This is a genomic window from Pseudoalteromonas sp. J2K-J979, assembly GCF_058169715.2.
Window position 1 is genome coordinate 846,499 of record NZ_CM200282.1, and the last position, 25,353, is coordinate 871,851.

Genomic DNA, 25,353 nt, shown 5'->3' on the forward strand with positions numbered 1-25,353 from the left:
TTACCATTGAGTGCTTTTTATGGTTTTAATCTAACGCGTATAAACTAAAAAAGCTCGAATTTGCCCCATAAAAACCATTCACCAGCGAAATACTGATGATAACAAGTATAAATTAACTAAATCACCTCAAAACAGCCTAGTGTTGATTTAACACCCAAGTTAAGCGCCTCTCACTTATGCGCTGAAAAAATAATACTACCCGTTTGAAGGAAATAAATTATGTCTAACTATCAACAAGAAATTGATCACATCAGTACCTTATGCCAAATCCAAGGTTCAGCATGGAATGCTATAAACCCTGAATATGCCAGCCGTATGCGCTTACAAAACCGCTTTCGTACGGGTTTGGATATTGCTAAATACACCGCAAAAATTATGCGTGAAGATATGGCTGATTATGATCAAGATCACAGCAATTACACCCAATCTCTTGGCTGTTGGCATGGTTTTACAGCACAACAAATGATGATGGCCGTAAAGCGCCACCAAAAAACCACCAAGAAAAGCTACGTGTATTTAAGTGGCTGGATGGTCGCCGCATTACGCTCTGACTTTGGCCCACTTCCTGACCAAAGCATGCATGAAAAAACAGCGGTTGCGAATTTAATAGAAGAAATCTATACCTTTTTGAGACAAGCCGACGCGCGTGAATTAGACCACCTTTACAAAGAATTAGATCAAACTCGCGCCAACGGCGGAGATGTGAATGCGGTGATCAATAAGATTGATAATTTCGAAACTCACATCGTGCCTATTATTGCAGACATCGATGCCGGTTTTGGCAATGAAGAAGCCACGTATTTACTGGCTAAAAAAATGATTGAAGCCGGTGCCTGCTGTATCCAAATCGAAAACCAAGTGTCTGATGCAAAACAGTGTGGCCATCAAGCAGGTAAAGTAACCGTGCCACATGAAGACTTTTTGGCGAAGATTAACGCCGTCCGTTATGCATTTTTAGAACTCGGTGTCGATGATGGAGTGATTGTTGCTCGTACGGACTCTTTAGGTGCAAGCCTGACGCAAAAAATTCCAGTCTCTCGTACTCCTGGTGATTTAGCGAGTCAGTACAATAGCTTCCTTGAAACAAGCCCAGTAAATGGCCCTGAAGACCTTAATGAAGGTGATATGACCATCAAACTAAATGGTCAATTAGTCAAACCTGTGCGATTAGATAATGGCTTATATCAATTCAGAGAGGGAACCGAAAAACAACGCGTGGTTCTCGACTGTATCACTAGCCTACAATCAGGAGCGGATTTACTATGGATAGAAACGGAAAAGCCGCATGTTAAACAAATAGCTGAATTAGTGAATGAAATTAAGCAAACAGTCCCCAATGCAAAATTAGTCTATAACAACTCGCCTTCATTTAACTGGACGCTTAAATTCCGTGAACAAGTGTACCAGCAATGGCAAGATGCCGGTAAAGACGTAAGTGGTTACCCTGATCCAAGCCTTGATGCTAAAGCACTAATGACCAGTGAAATGGACAGTACAGAACTCGCTAAAGAAGCCGATGTATTAGTCCAAAACTTCCAACGTGATGGCGCAATGGAAGCGGGAATTTTCCATCACTTAATCACACTGCCGACTTACCATACAGCTGCATTAAGCACGGATATTTTAGCTGAAGGCTACTTTGGTGACTTAGGCATGTTAGCTTATGTTCGTGATGTACAGCGTCAAGAAATTCGTCGTGAACAAGCTTCTGTTAAACATCAAGACTTAGCGGGGTCAAACATCGGTGACACGCACAAAGAGTACTTCTCAGGTGAGAATGCCCTAAAAGCCGGTGGTGAAGCGAATACAATGAATCAATTCTAATTGATGTAAAAGCTGTTATTTCCTAACTGTGTTCAAAAGGCTGGCAACAGCCTTTTTTTATACCTGATGATTACTCAGATCATATTTTTACTAACATCAAAATTAGGATGCAGCATAATGTATTCACTCAATGATTTAGCAGCTAAAAATTGAATATTCACAGATCTACGCGCTTAAAAACCTTTCTCCTGCCTTTATCATCAGCAAATAACTCCATTAGTAGTCTAGAAACCTGAATATAAAGGAAAAAACTGAAACACACTGATATTTAAGATCATTATATTACTAACTGCGAGACCGTTCAGATCACAATTTTACTAACAAACAGACTTACAAGATCACGATTTTACTAACATTGCGTGTAGATAGAGTAAGATCGCCTAGATCAGTTTTTTACTCACTGATTTACTCAGACAAAGCATTAAAATGAAGATCATCACCGACTAGTTAACAGTTGCTTTACATTTTATGACTCATTATGGCGTAACAAGGATTATAGGGATCATATTTTTACTAACTAGGCCGAGCAATCTACAAAATGATGCTATTTTTGGAGAGATTTACTGGGCGCATTTGTGAAATCAGATCATATTTTAACTAAGTGAATTAACCACGCTCACCACAGAGATCAATATTTTACTAAGAAAAGCGCCCCAATATCCCAACAGATTCGAGCGCAAGCAAAGTAAGTAGCCAATATTACACAAGCTTAATCAACTTCAGCACACGATTATCAACCATTTATCCAGTTCTGAGATTAATCATCGCAACAGGCCAACCAGACAATCGAGAATATTTTCTAAAATGTAGAGCCCGTATCCGAAACAGTTAGTAAAAAATCGGTTTGGATGACACGCTTTAAAGAAAAGCGTTTAACCATTCATGAGAAAAATGGTTAACATTAACACCAAACATGGCATTTATAATAAATACAAACAATGAGGTTTTATGAGCCAGATAAACACTCAGTAACACTGTTTATGTGAGTTTTTTGTTTTAAACAATATGCCTGCAGGGTTTAAATCAGCCACAGAATAAAGCTAAAGGGTTAGTAAAAAAATGCTTTGTAAAGGGGTGAGTAAAGCCCGTTATTACACGGGCTATTTGATTTAACTTACTGATTTCACGCCACGACAAATTGACCCATAAGTTTTTTCATCTGTAATGCTTGCTGCTCTAACTCAGAGCTTGAAGCACCGGCATTTTCAACCAGCTCATTATTTTGATAGGTCATTTTTTCAATTAATTTGATGGCATCATTTATTTGACTAATTCCATTAGATTGCTCTTTGCTAGCTGATGCGATGTTATTCATCAACCGACTCAATTCTTGGACAGCACCTAAAATGCCTTTGAGCGTCACGCCAGAATCGTCAACCAATTCCATGCCATGCTTCACTTTAGCGACACTGTCATTAATCAATTGACCAATACTTTTTGATGCTTGCGCACTGCGCTGTGCAAGCTGACGAACTTCTGCTGCAACCACCGCAAAGCCACGACCTTTATCACCAGCACGAGCTGCTTCGACGGCCGCATTTAGTGCTAATAAGTTCGTTTGAAAAGCTATTTCATTAATAACCTGAATGATCTTTGATATTTCGTCTGAGCTATGGCTAATAGCCTGCATTGCAGATACGGTTTTATTTAATAACGCTTCTCCATGTTGAGTTCGGGTGTTCGCTTGCGTCGCTAATTGACTCGCATTCTCTGCATTACTGGCATTTAAATTCACGGTTGCTGTCAATTCGCTAACCGAGGCCGTTGTTTGTTCAATTGAGCTCGCTTGTGATTCTGTCCGATGGCTCAGTTCAGTGACCCCTTGATAAATCTGCGTTGAAGATAACGTGATTTTTACCGCAGTCTGGTCAATTTGTCCGACTAATGCAGCCAAGTTTGCCACACTTGAGTTAACACTTTCTTGAAGCTCTTTAAATTGACCTCGATATACCCCATCAACCCGCATCATCAAGTTCCCTTGTGCAAGGGCGCCAATCACTTGCTGACACTCATTCAAAGGCTGGGTAATCGCATCGAGAGTGGCGTTAAACCCTGTAATGATATTTGCAAATTCACCCAAGTGTTGCTGGTGATCGGCTCTGACAGCCAAGTCTCCAGCAGCCGCGGCATCGGCTAGCAAAGAAGAGTCCGAAAGCAGTTGCTGCACAGCAGAAGTACAACGAACTAAACTTTTGCGTACCTGAACAAACTCTCCTTCAAACTGATCGCTAATTTGCTCTGGTATGATCCCTTGTGAAATTTCATTTAAATAATTCGCAGTAAGATTAATCGGTTGGACTATTGCATCTAAGGTATGATTAATACCTTGAACAATACTTGCAAAATCACCTTGATGTTGGCTGCTATCAACTCGCTCATTAAGCTGTCCTTTAATCGCCGAATCAGCCAGGTATTGGGTATCACTGATCAAGGCATTAATCGCCCGTGCACACTCAGTGAGGCTGTCTTTGACTTGAATAAAATCGCCTTGATAATCATCACTCATTTTTGAAGGTATATGCCCCTGTGCAATTTGATTTAAATAATGACTAGTGGTTTCAATCGGTTTAACGATGGCATCTAATGTTTGATTAAAGCCTGCGATAATTGTTTTATAATCGCCTTTATGCAACTCGGCTTTAGCTCGTTGCTTTAGCAACCCCTTACTTGAGGCTTCGACCAACATATTGGTATCAGCGATCAATAGGCCAATGGCATCTGTACAAGTTAAAAAGCTATTTCTAATTTGATTAAAATCACCATGGTAATCGGTGGAAATATTCTTAGGTATATCGCCTTGTGCTATTTGGTCAATATAACTTGCAGTCAACTGAATAGGCGCGACAATCGCATCGAGCATTTCATTGATGCCTTGCGCTAATACCACCATAAAACCATCAAGCCGACTGGTATCAAGGCGTGTCGAAAGCTCTCCTTTTTTTGCCGCATTAATGATGGTCGAAACCTGAAGTTCCGCTTCTCGCTGTTCTGTCAAATCATCCCACTCCCAAACCACCCCTATTATGTGCTCATCCTTATCTTTAACAGGGCTCGCAACGAGATTAAAAATACGCTTAGCCACAGTAATTTCGACTTCTATAGATTGTTGGGCTGCGGATAATAATAGGGAGTGTTGTGTTTGCTGAGCAAAAATACTATTGAGTGACGTCCCTAACAATTGCTGAGCATTAAATTGCCCTAGCAATAAGGTTAATTCACTTTCCATTTCGTTAAACACTTGGCACATTGCCTGATTGGCATAGATAACGGTATAACTAGGATCGGTCACCATGACATTAGCCGAGACATTATCAAGCGCCTGCTTAATTCGACCTGACTCTATTGCTTTGTGTTTTTGTTGCTCCATTTGAACAGTTAAGTCCGCTTGAATCTCGCGGATATTGGTTTGCATACTGTCTAAAGCAACAAATAAACTGCCTATTTCATCATTTGTTTTTACGGTAATCGTATTATGTAAATTTCCTTGAGCAATTTGCTTGGCAACATCAGAGGCACGCTTAACCGGAGAAGTAACAAACCGCTGGATATAAAATATCACCACCGACGTGGTAAACAGTAATAAAATCAACACCGCCATGATGGTGTAATACACCAATTGTTGAGCTTTCGCTTCTATATACATGACTTCTTCATCTGCTTGAATGGCGATTTGTTCACTGAGAGTATTAAGCAAAGTCGCCGATGCGCGATCAATGCCTTTCACCGCACTGTCGCCAGCTTGTGTATTAAACTGTGCCTGTTTGAATTCTTTAAGGCCTTCACGGTAAAGACCGCCAAGCTTCGCGTGTTCATGCTTAAACTCTTTTAACATCTCTAAACTGGAAGCAGATAAATAAGGTCTCGCAAGCAAATTATCGATTTGCAGCTGAATTGACTCTTCATTTTTTATAAAGCGGTTGAGGTATTTGTCAAATTGGGCGGCGTCATGGCCACGGATCAAGACGTTTTTCCACTCTTGCACCTGCGTTTTAAATTCGCTTAGTACTTTATTAGTGTGATTTCGCGCATCAAGCTGCTGCTTAATAACCAAATCAAAATCGAGGATTAACAGATGAAAATTGTACACGGCTAGCGAGCCCGCAGCCACAATCGTAAATAAACCGCCTAAAACGACGCTAAGGAGTTTCGCTTTAATAGAGCCCATATCCACATCCTAATTGTGCTAAACATAACGATGATGCACATTAAATTACACATAGGAATAAAGACTAGTCGATTTAATAAAAATAGCGTAATAGCACGCAGTTAAGTCACTTTTATAGCACAATAAATTGAATTAATCACTCAGCATGCTAATGAGTTATCTAATGCCTCTTGCTGTGAAGTCGTCTCGTTACTGTCGCATAGCTCTGCGGTTGGTTTCACCAAACTCAGCTCACAAGCCGCTTTAATCGGTGTTACATTCGAGCTTAACTTTGGATCCGCTAACGCAGATCCTAACAATGCTTTTTTACGTGCTATTGCTTGTTGATCGATCTGGCTGTTTAGTTTTACTTTGGCAGCTGCGACTTGTTGTTGCAATGACAAAGCACTTAAATCTTGTTGTAATGCTTGGCCTAACAGTGACTTTGTTTGTGCCAGTTTACTATTTGATACGGTCGCTTGCGGCGCTGAATTTTTAACACCCAATTTATGAAGTGATAGTCCTTCTTTTTCCATTTCAGTCAATAAGCTTTCCGAAGGCAATTTTAAGTGAGGCAACATTGCAGTTAAAATATCACGTATCACCATCGCTTGCTTGATGCTTAAGTTTGAAACAACCTCATTCAAATGAGCAAAATCGAGAAAAAGGGGTTTTAAATGACTGCGTAACACAGAGTCAGCACTGTGCTGATCATTCCGTTTTGGCTGTAAATCAAAGTCATCAAGTGACAGACCTTCAGCTTGCATTTTTGCCAATAACGCTTCAGAAGGAATGTTTAAGTTTGCCAGTACCTTTTGTACGTTATATTTAACTTCTAACGCCTGCGTCACTGAGTAAGATTGAAAAACAGCCACAATATTATTTTTGTCAGAAATTACGTTAAACATCACTCTTGCTCCTTAAACTTGATGGCTGCATTCTAAGCGTTCTCTATGACAAAAAAATGAAAAAAGGGCACTACCGTCCCTTTTTTATCAATAAGCGAATCCGCCTAGAGCCTTACAGTAACCAGACTTCTACGCGACGGTTTCGCTCACGGCCCACTTCGTTGTCATTATTGGCAACAGGCAATGCTTCACCAAGTCCTTCAACTGCCATCACCGGGATCCCGCGAGCTTCGAGTTCTTTTTCTACTGCTTTGGCACGATTAAGTGATAACTGAGTATTTTTGATTTTGGCACCAATGCTGTCTGAATAACCCATTAATACAAGTCTGCGGCCTTGATTTTGTTCCATAAACTCTATTAAACGCTCCAAATCACGTTTGCCTTTGTTGTCGAGGTCTTGGTCACCATAATTAAAACGAAAGTTTAACGACAAGCGCTTTCCTATATCCGCATAACGATTATAAACCGCAGGTGCTTCTTCCATCGGGTATACATTTTCGACTTTAATATTTTGAGAAATAAGACCCGTTTGTTCAACAATCGCCTGACCTTCTGTCGAAATGGCAAATTGTGCAAACTCCTTAACTTGATTACTGGCAATGGTAGGAGTATATAAATACAGCCGCCGCGCTAGCGCATAATCTTCTGTGCCTATGGTAAAACGTGTTGGAAAGATAGCACTAGTGCCTGCACCTTCAGAAATTGCTAACGCTTTATTGTACTGAATATAATTGAGCCCAATAAAGCCAATTGCACCTTCGTCTTGCGATACTAAGGTAGAGAGCTCCGTACTCGATTCTAAACGTGTTGCGGTGTCAGCTAATGATAAATCAAACTTCTTCAGCACTAAATTTTTAAAAGTATCCCAAGTCCCCGACTTTAAATCGCGAGCAAAGAGGTTAATCGCCAGATCGGGGCCACCAATTTGCGACCAATTCGTAATCGAACCCGCAAATATTTTCGCTAAAGTGTCGGTCGATATCTTACTAATTGGATTGTTTTGGTTAACGATCACCGCTAGTCCATCAAGACCAATGATATGTTCATTACCCACTTTACTTAAGTCTCCCAGCGCCACTTTCAATGAGTCCACTTCTGATGATTTCACGCGACGCGAGGCCATTCCAATATCTGCAGCGCCAGCTGCCAGCCCTTTAAATGCAGTCGTCGAGCCGTGTGCTTGTAGGTTAATCTGTAAAACTTCGCCATTTAGACTGTACTGTACTGAGCGCTCAACCGCATTGTCACCTTGTTTCCAAATTAAGTTTTTAGCGCCTTGCGTGGCTAAATACGCTTCGATTAAAGCTGGTGCAAGTTTTTCACCTATCGTATTTGAGCCATGTAAAGTAAACGCTGTTTTAGCTGCGCGGGTAGGTAAAGCCACAACGGGTAAAGACTGCTGAGATACAGGAGCTGTTTGCTCAATGGTTGAGAGCATAGCTGGCGGCGTAATCGCTGGTGCATTTTCTGTTGCAGTGCCCGGCTCAGAAAAAAAGAAGTAAAACATCACCATAATCAATAATAACACCACGCCTGTGGCCATCATTAAAATTGACTTTCTATCAACGTTTGATTGTTTAGTCATCACTTCTTGCGCTGCAGTATGCATCACCGCCTCAGTGTTGATTTGATTATACAGTGAACGACATCGATCAATAATTAAGGTAAATTCAGGGTGATTGAGTTCATATAACTCTGTAAAAACTAAGTTGCGATATTCATCATCGACTAACATTTTGTCACTTGAAATCGTAATTTCAAATTGATTATGTGATAGTTGTTGTAATGATTTAAATAAACTCAGCAACTCGACTTCATGCTCTGATACATGTGCGTTATTTTGATTATCCACCCAATTGGCCCTCGTTCCTAAAAGTTAGGCCGCATAGTAAAAAAATATAATGGCATTTTTATGACACTGTAAAGGGGGTTTACAGTTATGCGCACAATCAAATACTAATTTTGCTTATACGCATCAGCCCACGAGATTGCTTGCTCATAAAATTTCGGCAGTACATCCTCATCCAGACGAGCTTGTTGGCAGGCTTTTTTACTAGCCCACCAACTTCCTGATTCATAAGCTTTAATTAAATTAAGCAAGACCGACATTAATCCGGGCTTTTCTAAGAGGCCCGCTTTGACTTCTTCATTAATCGGCAAAGAATGTAAAATATCATCCATCGACTTATCCAAAATTGCATCGATTAACGAAAAAAGGCCTAATAAAAACGCGCTGCCGCTGCTAGCTGGAGCAATTTTAAGTGCCACCAATTCACAAAAACGAGCTCGAATAATCGATAACTCGGTCAGTTCAGATGGCTTGTCTTGGGCTAGATGAGCTGTGAGTATCATGCAAACAAACTTTTTAACTTGTTCTTCACCTAAATAAATGAGCGCTTGTTTTAATGAATCAATTGGATCACGTAAAGGAAAAAGTCCACTGTTTATAAAACGGAGTAATTTATAAGCTAAGGCCGTATCATGCTCAAAATACCCCGATAAAGTGCAGTAATTGATATCTGTTTTTAATACTTCATTATAAAGCGCTAAAATAGTCGCACGATTATTATCAACATCATTTTGTTCAACTATTTCAGGTTTGCAAAAAAAGTAACCTTGGAAAAAATCAAACCCCATCGCTTTTGCTTGTTCAAACTCTTCGTGAGTTTCGACTTTTTCAGCCAGAATTTTCATTTTTGGCAAAGCCTTAAGCTTCGTTATTAATGGTGCAATGGTATTAAGTGGGGTGGCCATAATATCAATCTTAACCAGACGACAGATTTTTAGAAAAGGTTGCCAACCTCGTTGATATTCAAAATCATCTAAAGCGAGTTTATAGCCTTGTTGGAATAGTGATAAACAAGCCTGATACACTTCATCAGATGGACGGACATCTTCTAAAATTTCAATAATGACTAAATCAGCAGGAAGCAAGCTAGGTAAAAGATCTAATAAAGCTTGCTCCGGAAAATTAATGAGGGCTTTTTTTCCTGAAGTGATGGCTTTTAGCCCCTGATTAAACTGGCTATCTAACATCAACTTTGCAGTTGCTTGATTGCTTTCGACATTTGGAAACGCATTTTTATGGCCATCGCGAAATAATAATTCATACGCCACAACTTGCTGTTTACGATTAAAAATTGCTTGGCGAGCCGTATACACTTTCACGCATTCTTCCTTGCAAAAAAAACAGATAAATCAAAGATTAAAAATAGCCGCTTCGCCGCTTTTTTGCGAATCTATATTCACAACTTACCGCGGAAAAACGTGACGTTTACATGAAAACCCCTTACAACCCTGTTATCAATTTCAAATGTGATTTATGCTCAGTTTAGTGCCAACATAATGAGGGCTTAATGATGGATACACCAATGGACAAAAAACGCATGGTCTCTATTTTGAGTAACGACAATGCACAACGTTATAAGTATTTATTAAAAGAGGTGGTCAATCTTGGCGAAATTTGGATTTTAACCGATGAGCAAGGCTGTGTGATGCTCAGCACAGAGGAGGAAGATTGCGTCCCAATTTGGCCCAATAAAGAGTTTGCAGAGCTTTGGGCCACTGGTGACTGGCAAGACTGCGTTCCACAGGCCATATCTCTCAAAAAATGGCACAGCAAATGGACTGACGGGTTAGCAGATGATGAACTCGCCATTGCGGTTTTTCCTGTACCTGAGCAAGATGGTTTAGTGGTCTACCCTGATGAATTTGATTATGAGTTAACAGCTTTAGGACGCAAAAAATTAGCTGGATGAGTAGCATAAAAATGGGCTCATTATATTATGAGCCCTTATATTTCAGATAAAAACGGGTTAAACGTTATTTTCATATAATGCACTCTTCGAAAATGAACGAGTCATTCTTACATAGGCTAGGTTAGTTTATCCATACTGAATAAGTAGGCTGTGTCACACTGGCCATCTCAGAAATAGAAACACTCCCTTTATTAATCATTCCTGCAGTCCGGTTTGCATTATGGGTCAATGCAAACTGATACACAGACTCACCATTGCACATTAATTTGTCACGAATGGTATCGATTTTTAAACGATACTCTTTTAACTCTGTACGCAGTTTAAGGGGCTTGTTGCTTTTAACTGCGATGCAAGTTTCTACTAGCGCTTGGTGAAGGTGGGTGTCCATTTTAGCGTGACTAATGGACAAAGGTGCAGCAATCGCTACCAGTGTAATAATTGAACGAGTGATAAATTTCATACATCCTCCTGCGACTGTTCAAAGTGAACATACTTACTTTAGTCAAAGATAAAAAATGCGTATCAACAGAACGTCAGCAAAGTGTCAACGATAAGATCTCGAGTGTAATAAAGTGTGTTTACTATTTAAAAACAAGCAACTAGAAGTATGAAATAACCAAGAAAAAAGTAAAAAATAGACCTCTTTTTTTATCGCAAAGTGCCAAAGATAAAAAACTAACCATTTGAAAAATGAAAATCTGACGATGCATAACGGCTGTTTACTAAAGTGCAGTGACATAGGGATTTATCTAACGCATTACCCGATAAATAGAAAACACATTTTTACTAACTGAAACAAAAAGTGGGGATGTTTGATAATCCCCACGCTAAAAAAAACGCACTAATATAAAATGAATACCAATATGAAAAATACTGAAATAGGCACTAACCATTTGATATAAAGGGGCTTAACAGCCAAAAGAAAACTTATAATCAAAATAGACACGGCCATAAAACCACACCAGAGCAAAGCGCCATATCCAGCATAAAAATGAATACTCAAGCAAAATGTTAGTAAAAGTATGATCCAACCACTACAGGTTAATAAAAAACTGATCCGTTGGGTTGGCCGCACCGCAAACACCTCACGATAAGGCGTATTTTTTGCTAACGCAAAGCTAATAAAACTCAATAAAGTTAAAGCAAAAATAAGGCTATCCATCATGCTGTACTCTCGGTTTGTTGCTAACAGACTGCTTAGAAACGCTGTTTCGCGCCAAACTTGTATGTTTGAGATAATACGCGTGATAACAACATAATGCAGCCGTCACCCAGCATATAACATCAAAGCCAAACAACACCCAATGCTGATCGCGCAAATAACTATATGTATGCCCGGGTACAGTCAATGCATTTACAACAGGTAAAATAAACCAAGTCGCCGCGTTGATAACGGCTAACTGATACCACGCTTTTCTATCACGCCAAAACAGTGTCACGACAGCAATCAACCCCCATAATAAGAAAAATACCGCAACTTCCTTATTTGCGCGATCAGCCAACCCTAAAGGCAATAATCGATTAGCATAAAAATAGCCGGCTGTTGCCAGAGGCAACCCCATCAGAGTCGCTAAATTGAGCCCTTCAACTAACTGTAATCCGAATGAAGCGTGAACCGACTGTTTATTCCTTTCTCGAATACGTTTAGCCCACATGACACAACCGGATCCAATCATCACGCAACCGGCCACGCCACATAAAAAATACAACCAACGGAGTACGGGTGATGCCAAACGACCTGTATGCAGGGCTGTCATCGAATCATATACTGTTTCACTGGCTGAAAGTTCAGGGTGGCTGCGTGCAAGTAGTTCACCAGAGATCGCGCTATAAACTAACGTTGGCGCATCATCCCGAACTGTTGTCGCAGTGTTTAAACGGAAGATGTATTGCGCGGAGCTATCATTTGGGTGTTCGATGGTTACACTCGAAAGCAGTCCATCGGGCCATTGTTGCTGCACATTAGGCCAGACCGATGACATATTCAGCATTTGAGCGGTTTCACCGGTACGCTCAGCATGAATTCGAGTTGGACTTTGTTCTTGTGAAAAAGCCTGAAAATCACCATTGTAGGCTGTCAAAATAGGGTAGGGAAAATACATAAAAATCAGTGTCACTATCCCAGTGTATGTAATCATGATATGAAAGGGCAGCGCAACCACTGAACTTAAATTATGGGCATCAAGCCAAGTCCGACTGCCTTTTCCCTGCCTGAAGCTAAACATATCTTTAAAAATACGTTTATGGATCACCACCCCTGAAATTAACGCTATAAGCATAAATAAACTGGCAAAACCGACAATCCAGCGGGCAATCCCTCGATCAATATAATGCAAATCAAAATGTAAACGATAAAAGAAGTTCCCCCCTTTAGTATCGCGCATTCCTTCAATTACAGAGAAATTGTCCGCATCAAAGTATTCACTTGTCCTCGCTCCACGTTTATTGTCATCACGCAAAGCTTGATAGGTGAGTGCTAGCGCTGGTTTTCGCTCGGTAGGGAAGGTAATACGCCAGTTATCCGCTACAGGGGCAACGGCTGAAAAGCGCTCGAGTGCAAATTCAAGCTGCTCAACTTGAGTTTGATGAGTTGCTTCTTTGCTAGAAAGTGCATGAAAAGCAGGTTGCTGCCACAACGAAATTTCATGCCGAAAAAAGCTCAACGTACCGGCAAAAAAAACTAAAAACAATAACCAGCAAACGGTCAAACCGACCCAGGTGTGTAACCAAGTCATACTTCGGAAAAAGCTCTCTTTCATAATGTCTCTCGAAGTATCAAAATCAACCCAAACATCACAGCTGATAAGCTAAGTAACACCATCCAAACACGTTTCACTGAACGTACATAAAAGGACCAGATAAAAGTGAGGCTGTAAATAAGCACAGACAAAGACAATGAAAGCAACACTGCATCTGTTTTTTTCAGAGGTAAAATTAACGGAGCGAGCCCGGTGAAACAGGCTGTAACTAAATAGCCCGCGACAATAGCCGCTGTAAATCGACTTAAAACAGCGAGTCGATAAGCGAGATTATAACGAATGTAAAACGACGCTTTATTTGCACTTTCAGCACCATGCTGCGCAGAAAGAGAAGAGTTAATTGGTAATGAGCCTTGATGTGCTGACATCATACTCCCTTAAAATTAATCAGAAGATTGGACTAAGGTCAGTATTATATACAGCACAAATGCAAATGAAAGTAATTATCAGTTATGTTTATTTGATCATCTGATACGGCTATTTTAAGTCGTCATTTTTTGCAGCGATTCTAAACGCCCAAACCACAACAATCACAAGAATTAGAGGTAACGCGGCCAAACTATACTCGACCCAAGCAACATCAGTTAAAGATGGTTGCATGAGCCAATGCCCGCCCACAGGCACTAAGATTGCGACTAATAACAAAGGCAGTAGTAGTAACTCTTTTTTACTATTGTGTTTTTTCATCGTGATTAGATTACTTTAATAAAGGGTGATCAGCAGGGAGCTGCTTGGCGATCCACAAGGCAAGTTTATGCTTCATGTGGGGCTGATCTTCATCCGTTACCGATAGAGGCTGGATCAATTTATCATTCACTAATAATCGATATAAGCTTTCTACTTTTTGCTTGGCTGACACTGTACCTGAAAAACCTTGATAACCGCGATTTAAGGCATACTTTTCACCAATTTCCAGTGCTTTTTTAAATAACTCATTCTCATTTTTGATCTTTTTCATTTTACATCCTGTGTTTATTGCGTTTGCGTAAGCATAAATGATTGTGAAGCCACATTGATACCATTAACGAGAATACTTAATCTATGCTCTCCTGGATAATACCGTCGGGTAGTAATTGCTTTAAAAGAAAATATCTTTGAGAGAACATGAGATTCAGCCGGATCTAAGCTGATATTTCTCAATTTGAACACTTTTGCGCGAGTTTGACCATTAGCTTTAACAAAGTCAATTTGGTAATCAACCACACACTTTTGCTCGATTGCGGCCGATGAAACAAGCTCACATTCAAACTCAAGGGGTTGCCCCATCGCAACATTGGGTGTTGCTAAGCTCAATAAAACACGAGCTAAATCCACTTTTTGACTATATCCGAGCAATTGAAAAACAGCAGGGTGACCTTGTTTAACCAATGTTCGTGTTGCATGCTTGATCACCCAATCGGTAAGCGGGCTGTTATTTTTTTGCCACAACAAACACAGTTCAATCACCCATTCTGGATGATCTTTTGCAATATCATTGAGATGATTAGCCACAGAACGACGGACATACAGACAGTTATCAGCGCTTAAAGCCGTTAAAAAAACGCGATGAGCACTTGGATCATCAATGTAAGGTTGAAGCTTTTTACCCCACGGTAGGCGCGGCCGTGTTCCTTCCGACACTAAGCGTCTGACATGTTCACTGTCATCAAGAACCCACGAAGTAAAACATTTATGGCACAGTGCTGGATAATTTAAAATGAAAGGTCGAATAGCAAATTCAGCAGAAAATAAATGCGTGAGTGATTTAAGCACGTTCAATGATAATTCGGGGTGTTCTAAACCGTAACAAGCCACATAATCAATCACAGGCCAAGCAGCAAAACCACGCAAGGGATCCTGACTACATCCAAAATCCCAATACTCGGGCAAGGCCAGTAATCCCTGCGCGACCGTTTCAAATGACTCAGGTAGGTAGCGATGCATTAATCGGATTAATGTATCAACTCGTTGTTTAAGCGCTAAATTGACCACAGCGTGCTGTGCTTCATTTATAAAGGCATCACCCGTGAAATCAGGAAACACACCTTGTAAGCCTGATGCGATTCGCTCAATCGCGGCGGTATCAAGCCCATCTTTCATTAAAGCCATTACTGTACCTTTGGTTCACCCATATTGATATGAAAATGCTTGGAGCCATGATATTGGCCTAAATTAGACAATATGCGCGCGGCACCCTGCTCGGTTCTGCAACAAAAGCCTGTAAAAGCGGTCATTCGTGCACAGAAAAATCAACTAACTCAGCCAATGAAGAAACATACTTTTTTGGAGTAACAACAATGTGAACAGGCCAACAACGCCGGGGAGCCAAACACAGCTCACCTTCTTTAACTTTGCTGACACTCACTTTGCCAAATAACACACCATCACAACAAACATCGTACCCTGATAATCCACACCATCGTTCCTTATTGGCTTTGAGATGGATTTGGAACAAAGTCTAACTCCAAATGGGCTAAATCGGTGAGGTCTTCAGGCAGCTCTTTTTGAACCGACACCCCTAAATCACGAAATTCCGCAGCCTGCTTAATTAAGTTACCTCGGCCACTGTATAGTTGAGAAAACGCTTTATCATAGCTTTCTTTTGCTTTATCAAGTTGTTTGCCAACACCTTGCATACTGGCCAAAAAGCCATTGAGTTTATTATAAAAACGCTCAGCTCTGCTGGCGAGTTCAGCTGTGTGTTTGCTCTGATCTTCAAAGCGCCATAACTGTTTTACAATATTTAAACTGGTTAGCAAGGTGGTAGGGGTCGCGACAAGAATATTCCGTTCAATGGCTTTTTGATATAAATCGGGTTGAAACTTTAATGCTTCTACATAAGCCGATTCAATCGGAACAAACAATACAACCACATCTGGCGAGTTTAACCCAGGTAATTTGAAATAGTCTTTATTGGCTAGCTCATTAATCCGATCGCTAATCGCCAATGCATGCTGTTTAAGCGCAATTTGTGCATCTAAATCACTCTGTGCATTAACAAAACGCGTATATGCATTAAGCGATGTTTTCGCATCAACTACGATATGACGGTTTTGAGGTAAGTAAACAATCACATCAGGGCGAAGTTTCCCCTCATGAGTGTTAAAGTTCACTTCACGTTTATAGTCAATGCCAAGGCGAAGTCCAGCGCTATCCAGCACATTTTCGAGCATCAATTCCCCCCAGTTACCCTGAACTTTCTTTTGCCCTTGTAGTGCATTGGTAAGGCTTTGTGCTTGATGAGTAATATCTTGATTTAGCTTTTGAAGATTGACCAGCTCAGTTCTGAGCTCGCTCCGCTGTTTAAGCTCTTCGGTATGAATGGCTTCGACTTTTTCACGAAAACCTTTCATTTCGGCTTGCATGGGTTTCAATAAGCTTTGCACACTTTCTTGATTAAGTGCCTTAAATGCATCGCCTTTTTCGCTCAATACGCGATTCGCTAAGTTCTCAAACTCCTTTGTGAGTATGCGCTTACTGTCTTCTATTTGTTTTAATTGCGTGACGAAGCTCTGCTCTTTTTCAACTATTGCGCTTTCTAATGCAGCTAATTTTGCATGTGTCTGTTCAAAACGAGTCTGAACAGCTTTAAGTTGCTGCTGCCCCTGTTGGTACTGCTGAAGCAGCTCTGAACTACGAGTTTTGAAGTGCTGCATTTGCTCTTTGGCGCTTGTGATATCAACCTGAAGTTGCTGATTTTTATGTTGCTCAGCGTTGTGCGCATCTTTAAAAAAATCGAGCTGCTGCACGCAACTTTGATACTGCACAATGTCGATACGATTTTGCGATAGCTCTGCTTGTAGGGCATCCAATTGCTTTTTACGGCGCACGTATAATGGAAGAAACAACACACAACATGCCAATATGGTCAGGCTGCTAGTAATTAAATAAGGCTTGAGCAGAGAAAAAGACAGTTCAATGATCATAGTAAACGCCGAGTTATTGATTTTATAATTGTGATTATACCGAGTAGGGCGGATCACAACAGAGGCAAAAAAAAAATTTGTATTATGTGTAAACAATCTTTACACATCTCCCTGCATATTTACTAGATTATGCCTATCATCACCGCCAACTTGTAAAGGTCTTTTACATAGCCAAAAGTAGGGGGCTTTTCAAAGTATAAACACTGGGTTTAAATCAGCTCATCGGTACATTAAACGGATAACCAACAAGATGACAACGACTAGACACACAGAGTTAGCACAACTACAACAGGCCTATAAAGCTGCCAATCCGCGCTGGGTTGAACAACATAAAATAGACTGCCTAGCAAATAAAATAGCGTTATTAAAAGCGCAAAAACAACGCCAAACTCGCAGTGCAGTTATCGAATCAATAGAAGGACTTGCCTGCGCATGCGCAATCTTTGTTTTACCTTGGTTTACAACTTTTTTGTTTTAATTACCGGTGATTCAAATAAGCCTGTAGGATTTTACGACATTGTGGCTCTAGGATGATTTGCTGAGACTCAGCATCAGCTTGGTAAATATCGACGCGTAATCGTTGTAATAAGTAGTTCAATAAAGCGGCTCGGGTTCGGATCACTTTTTTACCATCAACCATCTGATAATCATATTCAATACATTGGCGCTGTTTTAAGCCTAAGCGTTGATCAGGACAGATCACCACTTCAAGCCAGGTTTGCCAATCCTTATCATCCTTGATGGCATGAGATGCTGCGCCTTCAAATGCAAACTCTCCGTTAAAACGCGATAAGACAAAATCGCGAAAATCCTGATTTTTTTCACAGAAGCCACGAACATGATAACGAAAGCCGTCAAAGACAATACTATGAGGCTGAATAATACGATCTTCAAAGTCTGGACTCGACAAGGATAAATAGCCGATATCAAGCCTCAAACGCTGCTTAATCGCTTGTAAAATAGGGCGAACAAGTTCGGGCGTCACATTTCGTAGCGGTACTGGCAATAATTCGATAGCACTGTCCATGGTTTTATCACAGAGCTGACGCTCAGCAAAGACCTGTTGGTAATGCGCAAAGTCAGTTGAAATAAAAAGAGGCTCAAAGCCTGCAACAGCAACATGGCCTTTTTCAGTGTTACTACGAGTAAACCCTACTGGGTTGAGCTCTTTGTACTCAGAGATACTTTTTTGCGCCGAGGGGCGACTGATTGAGAAATAATCCATTAAATGGCGTGCGGTTAAACGTCCTTCCCACAGTAATATGACTTCGATTAATTGATATCGAATTAACTCATCTTTTCTCATAATACTTAGCCTCAGTTTTGGGCAAAAGATTGACCAACCTGTTGAATTTTAAATAACGAGCAAAAATATTCATCGTAAACCAAAGGTTTTTAAGGATAGTAGGCAAGTTAACTCATCAATACCCAACGCACCGAGCGTTGAAAGTAACGACTGAGATAGATTGATTACCCAGTCAGAGGTTACTAACACCCAATAAATACAGCATTGATATTACTATGAAAAAACAAAAAGCCAACCTAAAAAGGTTGGCTTAAACATTACTAAAATTAGTAACTAATCGGGGGAAACATTAAAACTACCAGGGATAGTTGCATCACAACTGTATTAATAGACTCATTAAAAAGTGAATAGTTCAAAAAAGGTCGGTATTTATAGAAAGAATATTTCAGCCGTGCAAAAAAAAACCAGCCTAATGAGGCTGGCGGCTATTACTAGAATCAGTAATCAATCAGGGAAATCTAAATGTACAACTTAAGGGTTAGTGACAAGGTCACTAATTAAATAGACTTCGCTTTGATCTATAAGTTCAAAAAAAAGATCATTTTTTAATATGAGCAACACACTAGAAAAGAAAAGTCCGATACCGGTTAACGACATAAATAAAAAGCCAACCTAGATAGGTTGGCTTTAAGACAAAAACAAACAAAGGAGTTTCGGAAAAAACGCTGCGATAGCACTCACAACATTAAAGTAGACTCCGAACATCCAAGAAAGTTTCAATTAAAAGTATGTTTATAAAATATACTGCCAATTTTTACTGTAATAGCGCTAAAATCTCTTCGGCAGAACTCACACTAAATTGGTTACTGGCCGCATCGAAAAACGATTCTGCCAAAGCGGCTTTATTTTGCTGCATTTCATAGACCCGCTCTTCAATGGTATCTTGGCAAATCAGCTTATAAACAAACACCGGTTTCTTCTGACCAATACGATAAGCACGATCGGTTGCTTGTTGCTCGACGGCTGGATTCCACCAAGGATCGAAATGAATCACCGTATCAGCAGCGGTCAGGTTGAGCCCGGTCCCGCCGGCTTTTAAGCTGATTAAGAAAATATTTTTCTCGCCTTCTTGAAAAGAATTAACGGCGCTTTGGCGATCTCGAGTCTGTCCCGTCAATAACGCATAGTCGAGCTGCAACGAGCTCAGTTGTTGCTCAATTAACCGCAACATGCTGGTAAACTGACTAAAAATGATGACCTTTCGACCCGCCTTAAGCATGTCCGGTAAGCGTTTGGCCAGCCAATCAAGCTTCGTGCTGTCAGCAGGAGTAAAACGCTGACCTTCTTCAGCTAGCAACTGAGGAGAGCAACAAATTTGCCTTAATTTGAGCAAAGCTTCTAAAAAGGCCAGCCGACTTTTATCGACCCCTTGTTCAGCAAATAAGTCTTTAAGTTTGAATTCCATTTGCAAACGAATTTCGCGATAACAATTGGCTTGATTTGGCATTAATTCAAGCATTTTGACCATTTCAGTTTTAGCAGGTAACTCAGTAACAACTTCAGCTTTTGTGCGACGTAATAAAAATGGTTTAACCAACTCTTTGAGTTGGTCAGCGCGAACTTGATTCGATTCTTTTTCAATAGGCTTTTGATAGTACTCTTTAAAATGCGTTTGAGAGGGAAGCAACCCAGGCATCGAAAAATCAAGTAATGACTTTAATTCACTGAGGTTATTTTCGACCGGCGTGCCACTTAAGCATAAATTAAAGTTACTACTCAGAGCTTTAACATGCCGAGAAACTTTGGCGTTAATATTCTTAATCGTCTGTGCCTCATCCAAGATCACATGCTCAAAGAACATCTCAGTGAACACAGCTTCGTCACGTACTAAAAGTGGATAAGTTGTAATGATGCAATCCGCTTGACCTAAAGTAGTAAAATGCTTTTGTCTTTGGCTTCCAAAATTGACTGCAACCGATAAACTTGGAGCAAAGCGAGCAAACTCATTGAGCCAATTATTGACTAAACTAGTCGGACAAATAATCAAAGAGGGGTGTTTAGTGCGGTTTTTGCTTTGCTCAGAGAGTAAAAAAGCGATTGTTTGGAGTGTTTTACCTAACCCCATATCATCGGCAAGAATGCCACCTAATTGGAATTTTTTCAGAAACTTAAGCCACTGTAACCCTTGCAGTTGATAATCTCGTAGTGTGGCTTGCAAAGCCTCTGGTACTTTTAAGCGAGCGCCGAAATCATCTTTTGCCACCATTTGAGTTAGTTCTAATAAGCTAGGTTCATCACTTGTCAGCTGACTTTTATGATAAGGAGACAGTTTACGGGCATAAGCAAGCGGTAAGTTTAAACGCTTAGGATAACGTTTTCCTTGATAAAACTCTGTATAAAATGCGAGTAATACGCTCACGTCTGATTTATCAAAAACAATCCATTGTTCAGATACCAAGCACAAATAGTAAAATTGCAAAGAGGAGTTATTACACAATGACGTCATGCCAAGAAAATCGGCAAAAAAGTAACGAATATTATTAAAAAAGAAATACGGCTCTAACACGAGTTTGTTCTTTTTATCTCGACTAAGATGAAGCATCAGTTTTGCTGGCTCAACATACACATCGAGCAGAGCTTCTCCTTTAAATTGCCAACCCGACGCCTTTAAATTTTTAGCATGCTCTTCAATAAAACAATGCCATAAAGCAGGGCGCTCTGTTGAAACGGGTAAGGTAAAGTAATCGACATCTTGTAAAGGGCCTTTACACACTGTGAAACCTGCATTTTCTAGACGATTAATGCAGGTATTTTCAAAACTTAAATTACGGTTAATCTGAGTGTGTTCAGATAATTGCTGGGCATCCAACAAGTGGCTGCCATATTTAAACTGCAAGCGTAAAAGAGGTACACCATTTTCAAACATATACGTAACGACAGGTTTAATCGATAACTTTTTTACTTTGGATTTACTAGCCTCCTCATGTGCAACGATAGGCACACCAAATAACTGACCGAATCGAGATTCAACATTGTCTAGCATCGAAGGTTTTATATCTGGCATCTTCAATAAATGTTTGATTTCATCACTTTGCAAAGGTGTATTGAGCTCAAATACTTGTGCATTATCAGGATCCACACAGTAGGGCGGCACAGTGTTAAATAGGTGCCAATGTGCGACACCATTGACCTTAGCAGTTAAGCGAAGGTTTTCATGATGGGCTTGCCAAGAAAATGACAAAGGTTGACTTGATTGCAACAATAAAGGTTGACGAGAGTCTTGCCAAAAACAACGGTTTGTTGCGATTAACTTCAATAAGGCGATTGCACCCCATTGACCTTCTAAGGCTAATTTACCAAAGGTATTTTGTGAACGGATCCAACTTAGGAGCCTAAAATCAGACTCATCAATATTTTCGGGGGTGACTTGACTGCTGAGTTGTTTTTCAGTCAAGGACCGCCCCAAACCAAAGCGCCCATTGTTAGTATGACTGGCCACTTTAGGTGTGACGATAAGCGCACCTTTAAACGGCTCGATAACAAATAAAATAGCGTTTTTATTAACAGGCTTGTCATTCAGCTTTAAGGTTTCTAACTGATTAAACCAATCATGCAAAAGGTAGTTTTCGCCAAATTCACCTGAGTGCTGCGTTTTTAATTTAAGTAAAACAGCAGCGATGTGCTTACATTTGTTTTCGACTTTGCATGAGCAATGACCATTAAGGGCCACTTTTTGTTTATTGCGCGTGATCTGAATATGCTGATGAACAGGATCTGAAGGACTACAAAATACCTCAGCTGTAATTTGAGAGAAGTCACTATTAGCTTCAATATGACCGATTTGGTTATTAATTAGATATGTTTTGGCATTTTCTAAAACCGCGGGTTTGAAATAACGTTTCAGAAAAATTTCGGTCAGTGGGAATTCGTCAGCTTGCTCGTTTTTGATTTCATCAAACAAGGACAATAAATCTTTTTTGGTAAAGCCTTTAGCCATAACACTCTGCAAAAATCGAATTATCCAGCCAGTATATGCTGATTATATGCAGATAAAAAGCATTAATGGCAGTAAATTAATAATGCTCAAGTTAATGAAAAGAAGCTGTTAATTATCTTAAAATAAATAGAAATGATCTGTAACGGGCAACAATAAAACGCAACAGATCATTTTTTTACTAACTTAATTAAAGTGGGTTAATAATTTTTCAAGTTGTTCAAATCGCTTATCAGTTAACACGCGATTATCGATTTTAATTACTAAATCGCCAGTTTTTTCATTACGATGACCGACGATGTATTCATTGTTGAAATCTAAAGATTGGCGACTTCTAACAATTTTAGGCTGCTCAATTAACGATTTAGTAATCACAATAGCCGTCTTGTCGTCAGAGTCTTGTTGAATGTCTTCTAGCAAAGTCTGTGTATCTGCCACTCTGCTCATGAAAGCCTCTTGATCTGATTCTAACGCAGCGATCAGCTTTTTAGCTACTTCACGGCCTACAAAGTTAGCAGTAGGATATAAGGCAATGACTTCACTTGGTAATTTATCAAACGCTTTTAGAGCGTCAGCAATAGCGGTATGAGAAACACCTTCGATCTCTGCAATCTCTCGATAAGAGCCTTTTTTACCCACCGCAATCAGATCAGCTTTGGTTTGTGAATAAGCTTGTCCTAACTCCCATAAACTAGGGGCAATGTACTGATCAGATGAAATAGCTAAAATTTTAGCGTCTTCATCGTTAAAGTCGTCAGAACTGAGAATGATGTAGTCAGCTCCAGCCAGCATACAAGCTTTACGACGACGAGAGCCAGCAAGAACATACTCAATCCCTTCTTTTGACCAAGTTAACGCAGGATGTTGATTGCGTTGATCAGCTTTAATAGCCGGTAAAATATCTGAGACTGATTGTTCATTTAATAACGATTGCACTCGTCTGTTTTTCGCAAAAACTTGCGTATTAGTGGCAATATCGGCATTTTTTATAATTTTACAGGTCAACCGTATCGTACGACTAGCATCTGATGGAGCTGGCATTGTGATTTCTTGGCCAACTGAAGCACTTTCGAGCAGTGCATCTAAATTACTTGTTTCGACAAATGTTGAAAAAGGGTCAATTCGAGTATCGTTTTTACGTTTTTTTACCATGACTAAACCTATTTTATGCTGATTCTAATTGGCATTGTGTTGAAGCCCAATTTGAACGGATCAACATTTCTAATTCATCGACTACATCTTTAATATTCTCTTGTGCTTTGATGAGAGATTCTCTACTGGCAAGGCTATCAGAGGTTTTTTGATCAAAAATTGTATTAAAAGATGAAGAACTGGCCGTAATGGCCGCACTATGGTTAATAGGGTAACTCATTACTTGTCGGCCAAAAGCACTCCTAACATCTTTGACGATGTCACGTTGAGAATGGTTTCCTTTAACGTAGTTGGTTACTAAAAACTGCATAAAATCCCAACCATCATGACCTAAAGCTGCAACGGTGTGATATATCTCACCTAAGCGTTTCAAATATTTATTATTCGCATCAAAATCAACAGCTTCAGGGTGAACCGGAATGAGCATAGCGGTTGATGCCATTAAAGCATTGTAAAACATAAAGTTAAGAGATGGGGCTGTATCAACAAGGATAATATCGAATTGGTCTTCGACTGGCTGAATGACCCGTTCGAGTAATTTATGATAGTGACGTGTCGTATCATACCCAACTTGCTCTTTTAACAAAGTAGCGGTTTCATGTTCAAAATAAAAGTCATCCATACCTGAAGGTAAAATGCGAATATTGGGAATATGAGTTGGTAGAAAAGCTGATGCAACGACATCATGCCATTGTTCGCCGTCGTCTAACTCAATACAATCGCGCATTAAATCACCGACTGTGATTGGGTCATGAGAAACAGGAGGAAAGAAACTAGAAGAAGATCCTTGTGGATCAAGATCGATAATACCTATTCGGTAACGTTTAATATTTGTCGTTGCTAATGCCGCTGCAATATTCACTAAGCTTGTTGTTTTACCACATCCACCTTTTAAGGAGTTAACAACAATTACCTGCAATTTATCTTCATTATTACGGTGATCTGCTGTTATTCCCATTATATCAGCCATCGAATAAATATTTGATAAGGTATAAGCATAATGGCCATTAGCACCGCGTTTTATATCAAGAGAATCAAAGTCTCCCTGATCGTGACGACGCTTTAGAGTTCGGTTATTGCATCCTAATAGGTCTGCTGCAGCTTTTTGGGTATAGGTTCTTAACTCTTTGTCTTCAGATTTGATATGAGCACGGTAGTGTTGAATCCGACCCTCTAAAGATTGTTCAGCAACAGTAGCCGTTGCTTTAAGTAGCTTATAGGTATCGAGCGCACTTTTCTTAATAGTCATTATGATATCCTTTTTAATTACGATTAGTATAATGTCCATTCAAAAACAAGTAAACACATAAAAACGGTGACATTACATAAAATAAGATAAAAAGATTTATTAATCGTTAACTTTAAATTTTATAGAATAAATAAATAAGGGTGATTATGGTTAGAGTTAAGGTAATAAAGGTTAAGGAGGTAAAAATGAGATATAATACACTGAAAAATAAGCATAAAATAAAAATTTATGGATCAGAGTTTTACTTGGTTAAGATCAGGTTCTTAATAACCGGTGGATCTGTTTTATACTAACTGTTAATTTTGTGCACAGCTTATTATTGGTTTATGCACATTATTATCAACAGAATTGATGGTGAAGATCAGTATATTACTTACTTAAAAGAGTAAAGCGCTCGTTTATTTTAGACATGTC

General features: G+C 39.8%; 20 protein-coding genes. 3 read left to right on the plus strand and 17 right to left on the minus strand.

Annotated elements, in window-relative coordinates:
• Positions 1-219 precede the first annotated feature (219 nt).
• Positions 220-1,824: an isocitrate lyase gene (locus AC3KVK_RS20175; protein WP_490310587.1), complete on the plus strand. Its 1,605-nt coding sequence runs from the start codon at positions 220-222 to the stop codon at positions 1,822-1,824.
• A 1,123-nt stretch (positions 1,825-2,947) separates the two neighbouring features.
• Here the strand turns inward: AC3KVK_RS20175 and AC3KVK_RS20180 are convergent.
• The 4 genes from AC3KVK_RS20180 to AC3KVK_RS20195 form a co-directional block, all read right to left on the minus strand.
• Complete coding sequence (locus AC3KVK_RS20180; RefSeq protein WP_490310586.1) at positions 2,948-5,989, minus strand: methyl-accepting chemotaxis protein; 3,042 nt, start codon at positions 5,987-5,989, stop codon at positions 2,948-2,950.
• Positions 5,990-6,129: 140 nt separating this feature from the next.
• Complete coding sequence (locus tag AC3KVK_RS20185; RefSeq protein ID WP_490310585.1) at positions 6,130-6,876, minus strand: hypothetical protein; 747 nt, start codon at positions 6,874-6,876, stop codon at positions 6,130-6,132.
• Between the two features lie 112 nt (positions 6,877-6,988).
• On the minus strand, positions 6,989-8,728 hold the full coding sequence (locus AC3KVK_RS20190) for a phosphate ABC transporter substrate-binding/OmpA family protein (protein ID WP_490310584.1): 1,740 nt from the start codon (positions 8,726-8,728) through the stop codon (positions 6,989-6,991).
• A gap of 104 nt (positions 8,729-8,832) precedes the next feature.
• The gene (locus tag AC3KVK_RS20195; protein WP_490310583.1) at positions 8,833-10,044 is read right to left on the minus strand and encodes an EAL and HDOD domain-containing protein; all 1,212 of its coding nucleotides are present in this window, start codon (positions 10,042-10,044) and stop codon (positions 8,833-8,835) included.
• Between the two features lie 203 nt (positions 10,045-10,247).
• On the opposite strand from AC3KVK_RS20195, the gene AC3KVK_RS20200 reads away from it, so the two are divergent.
• Positions 10,248-10,634 (plus strand): DUF2750 domain-containing protein, encoded by a 387-nt coding sequence (locus tag AC3KVK_RS20200; protein WP_490310582.1) that lies wholly within the window; start codon positions 10,248-10,250, stop codon positions 10,632-10,634.
• 121 nt (positions 10,635-10,755) lie between these two features.
• Here AC3KVK_RS20200 and AC3KVK_RS20205 read toward each other — a convergent pair whose 3' ends face one another.
• The 9 genes from AC3KVK_RS20205 to AC3KVK_RS20245 all read right to left on the minus strand — a co-directional run bounded on the left by AC3KVK_RS20205 (position 10,756) and on the right by AC3KVK_RS20245 (position 17,298).
• Positions 10,756-11,094, minus strand: a complete 339-nt coding sequence (locus AC3KVK_RS20205; RefSeq protein ID WP_490310581.1) for a DUF3718 domain-containing protein — start codon at positions 11,092-11,094, stop codon at positions 10,756-10,758.
• A gap of 381 nt (positions 11,095-11,475) precedes the next feature.
• Positions 11,476-11,799 (minus strand): DUF3325 family protein, encoded by a 324-nt coding sequence (locus tag AC3KVK_RS20210; RefSeq protein WP_518526953.1) that lies wholly within the window; start codon positions 11,797-11,799, stop codon positions 11,476-11,478.
• A complete protein-coding gene (locus tag AC3KVK_RS20215; protein ID WP_490310580.1) occupies positions 11,789-13,393 on the minus strand; it encodes a PepSY-associated TM helix domain-containing protein in 1,605 nt (534 codons plus the stop codon). The genes AC3KVK_RS20210 and AC3KVK_RS20215 overlap by 11 nt, the downstream gene beginning before the upstream one ends.
• On the minus strand, positions 13,390-13,764 hold the full coding sequence (locus AC3KVK_RS20220) for a hypothetical protein (protein WP_490310579.1): 375 nt from the start codon (positions 13,762-13,764) through the stop codon (positions 13,390-13,392). The genes AC3KVK_RS20215 and AC3KVK_RS20220 overlap by 4 nt, the downstream gene beginning before the upstream one ends.
• A gap of 106 nt (positions 13,765-13,870) precedes the next feature.
• Positions 13,871-14,080: a hypothetical protein gene (locus AC3KVK_RS20225; protein WP_490310578.1), complete on the minus strand. Its 210-nt coding sequence runs from the start codon at positions 14,078-14,080 to the stop codon at positions 13,871-13,873.
• A 10-nt stretch (positions 14,081-14,090) separates the two neighbouring features.
• Entirely contained in the window at positions 14,091-14,351 is a 261-nt protein-coding gene (locus tag AC3KVK_RS20230) for a DUF5062 family protein (RefSeq protein WP_490310577.1), read from the minus strand.
• Positions 14,352-14,365: 14 nt separating this feature from the next.
• On the minus strand, positions 14,366-15,481 hold the full coding sequence (locus AC3KVK_RS20235) for a DNA alkylation repair protein (RefSeq protein ID WP_490310576.1): 1,116 nt from the start codon (positions 15,479-15,481) through the stop codon (positions 14,366-14,368).
• Between the two features lie 121 nt (positions 15,482-15,602).
• On the minus strand, positions 15,603-15,827 hold the full coding sequence (locus tag AC3KVK_RS20240; protein WP_490310575.1) for an HIT family protein: 225 nt from the start codon (positions 15,825-15,827) through the stop codon (positions 15,603-15,605).
• Positions 15,799-17,298 carry a DNA recombination protein RmuC gene (locus tag AC3KVK_RS20245; RefSeq protein WP_490310574.1) on the minus strand — a complete coding sequence of 500 codons (1,500 nt, stop codon included), beginning with the start codon at positions 17,296-17,298 and terminating at the stop codon, positions 15,799-15,801. The genes AC3KVK_RS20240 and AC3KVK_RS20245 overlap by 29 nt, the downstream gene beginning before the upstream one ends.
• A gap of 250 nt (positions 17,299-17,548) precedes the next feature.
• Between AC3KVK_RS20245 and AC3KVK_RS20250 the strand changes: the two genes are divergently transcribed.
• Positions 17,549-17,776 (plus strand): hypothetical protein, encoded by a 228-nt coding sequence (locus tag AC3KVK_RS20250; protein WP_490310573.1) that lies wholly within the window; start codon positions 17,549-17,551, stop codon positions 17,774-17,776.
• Here AC3KVK_RS20250 and AC3KVK_RS20255 read toward each other — a convergent pair whose 3' ends face one another.
• The 4 genes from AC3KVK_RS20255 to AC3KVK_RS20270 form a co-directional block, all read right to left on the minus strand.
• The gene (locus AC3KVK_RS20255) at positions 17,777-18,604 is read right to left on the minus strand and encodes a BrxR family helix-turn-helix transcriptional regulator (protein WP_490310572.1); all 828 of its coding nucleotides are present in this window, start codon (positions 18,602-18,604) and stop codon (positions 17,777-17,779) included. It lies immediately after the preceding gene.
• A 754-nt stretch (positions 18,605-19,358) separates the two neighbouring features.
• Complete coding sequence (locus AC3KVK_RS20260) at positions 19,359-22,541, minus strand: DEAD/DEAH box helicase (protein ID WP_490310571.1); 3,183 nt, start codon at positions 22,539-22,541, stop codon at positions 19,359-19,361.
• Between the two features lie 183 nt (positions 22,542-22,724).
• On the minus strand, positions 22,725-23,690 hold the full coding sequence (locus AC3KVK_RS20265; protein ID WP_490310570.1) for a transcriptional regulator: 966 nt from the start codon (positions 23,688-23,690) through the stop codon (positions 22,725-22,727).
• A gap of 13 nt (positions 23,691-23,703) precedes the next feature.
• Entirely contained in the window at positions 23,704-24,939 is a 1,236-nt protein-coding gene (locus AC3KVK_RS20270) for an AAA family ATPase (protein ID WP_490310569.1), read from the minus strand.
• Between the last annotated feature and the right edge of the window lie 414 nt (positions 24,940-25,353).

Coding starts and splice junctions, on each gene's coding strand:
- AC3KVK_RS20175 (WP_490310587.1), top strand. CDS start 220: ATGTCTAACTATCAACAAGAAATTGATCACATCAGTACCTTATGCCAA.
- AC3KVK_RS20180 (WP_490310586.1), bottom strand. CDS start 5,989: ATGGGCTCTATTAAAGCGAAACTCCTTAGCGTCGTTTTAGGCGGTTTA.
- AC3KVK_RS20185 (WP_490310585.1), bottom strand. CDS start 6,876: ATGTTTAACGTAATTTCTGACAAAAATAATATTGTGGCTGTTTTTCAA.
- AC3KVK_RS20200 (WP_490310582.1), top strand. CDS start 10,248: ATGGACAAAAAACGCATGGTCTCTATTTTGAGTAACGACAATGCACAA.
- AC3KVK_RS20205 (WP_490310581.1), bottom strand. CDS start 11,094: ATGAAATTTATCACTCGTTCAATTATTACACTGGTAGCGATTGCTGCA.
- AC3KVK_RS20210 (WP_518526953.1), bottom strand. CDS start 11,799: ATGATGGATAGCCTTATTTTTGCTTTAACTTTATTGAGTTTTATTAGC.
- AC3KVK_RS20215 (WP_490310580.1), bottom strand. CDS start 13,393: ATGAAAGAGAGCTTTTTCCGAAGTATGACTTGGTTACACACCTGGGTC.
- AC3KVK_RS20220 (WP_490310579.1), bottom strand. CDS start 13,764: ATGATGTCAGCACATCAAGGCTCATTACCAATTAACTCTTCTCTTTCT.
- AC3KVK_RS20225 (WP_490310578.1), bottom strand. CDS start 14,080: ATGAAAAAACACAATAGTAAAAAAGAGTTACTACTACTGCCTTTGTTA.
- AC3KVK_RS20230 (WP_490310577.1), bottom strand. CDS start 14,351: ATGAAAAAGATCAAAAATGAGAATGAGTTATTTAAAAAAGCACTGGAA.
- AC3KVK_RS20235 (WP_490310576.1), bottom strand. CDS start 15,481: ATGGCTTTAATGAAAGATGGGCTTGATACCGCCGCGATTGAGCGAATC.
- AC3KVK_RS20245 (WP_490310574.1), bottom strand. CDS start 17,298: ATGATCATTGAACTGTCTTTTTCTCTGCTCAAGCCTTATTTAATTACT.
- AC3KVK_RS20250 (WP_490310573.1), top strand. CDS start 17,549: ATGACAACGACTAGACACACAGAGTTAGCACAACTACAACAGGCCTAT.
- AC3KVK_RS20255 (WP_490310572.1), bottom strand. CDS start 18,604: ATGAGAAAAGATGAGTTAATTCGATATCAATTAATCGAAGTCATATTA.
- AC3KVK_RS20260 (WP_490310571.1), bottom strand. CDS start 22,541: ATGGCTAAAGGCTTTACCAAAAAAGATTTATTGTCCTTGTTTGATGAA.
- AC3KVK_RS20265 (WP_490310570.1), bottom strand. CDS start 23,690: ATGGTAAAAAAACGTAAAAACGATACTCGAATTGACCCTTTTTCAACA.
- AC3KVK_RS20270 (WP_490310569.1), bottom strand. CDS start 24,939: ATGACTATTAAGAAAAGTGCGCTCGATACCTATAAGCTACTTAAAGCA.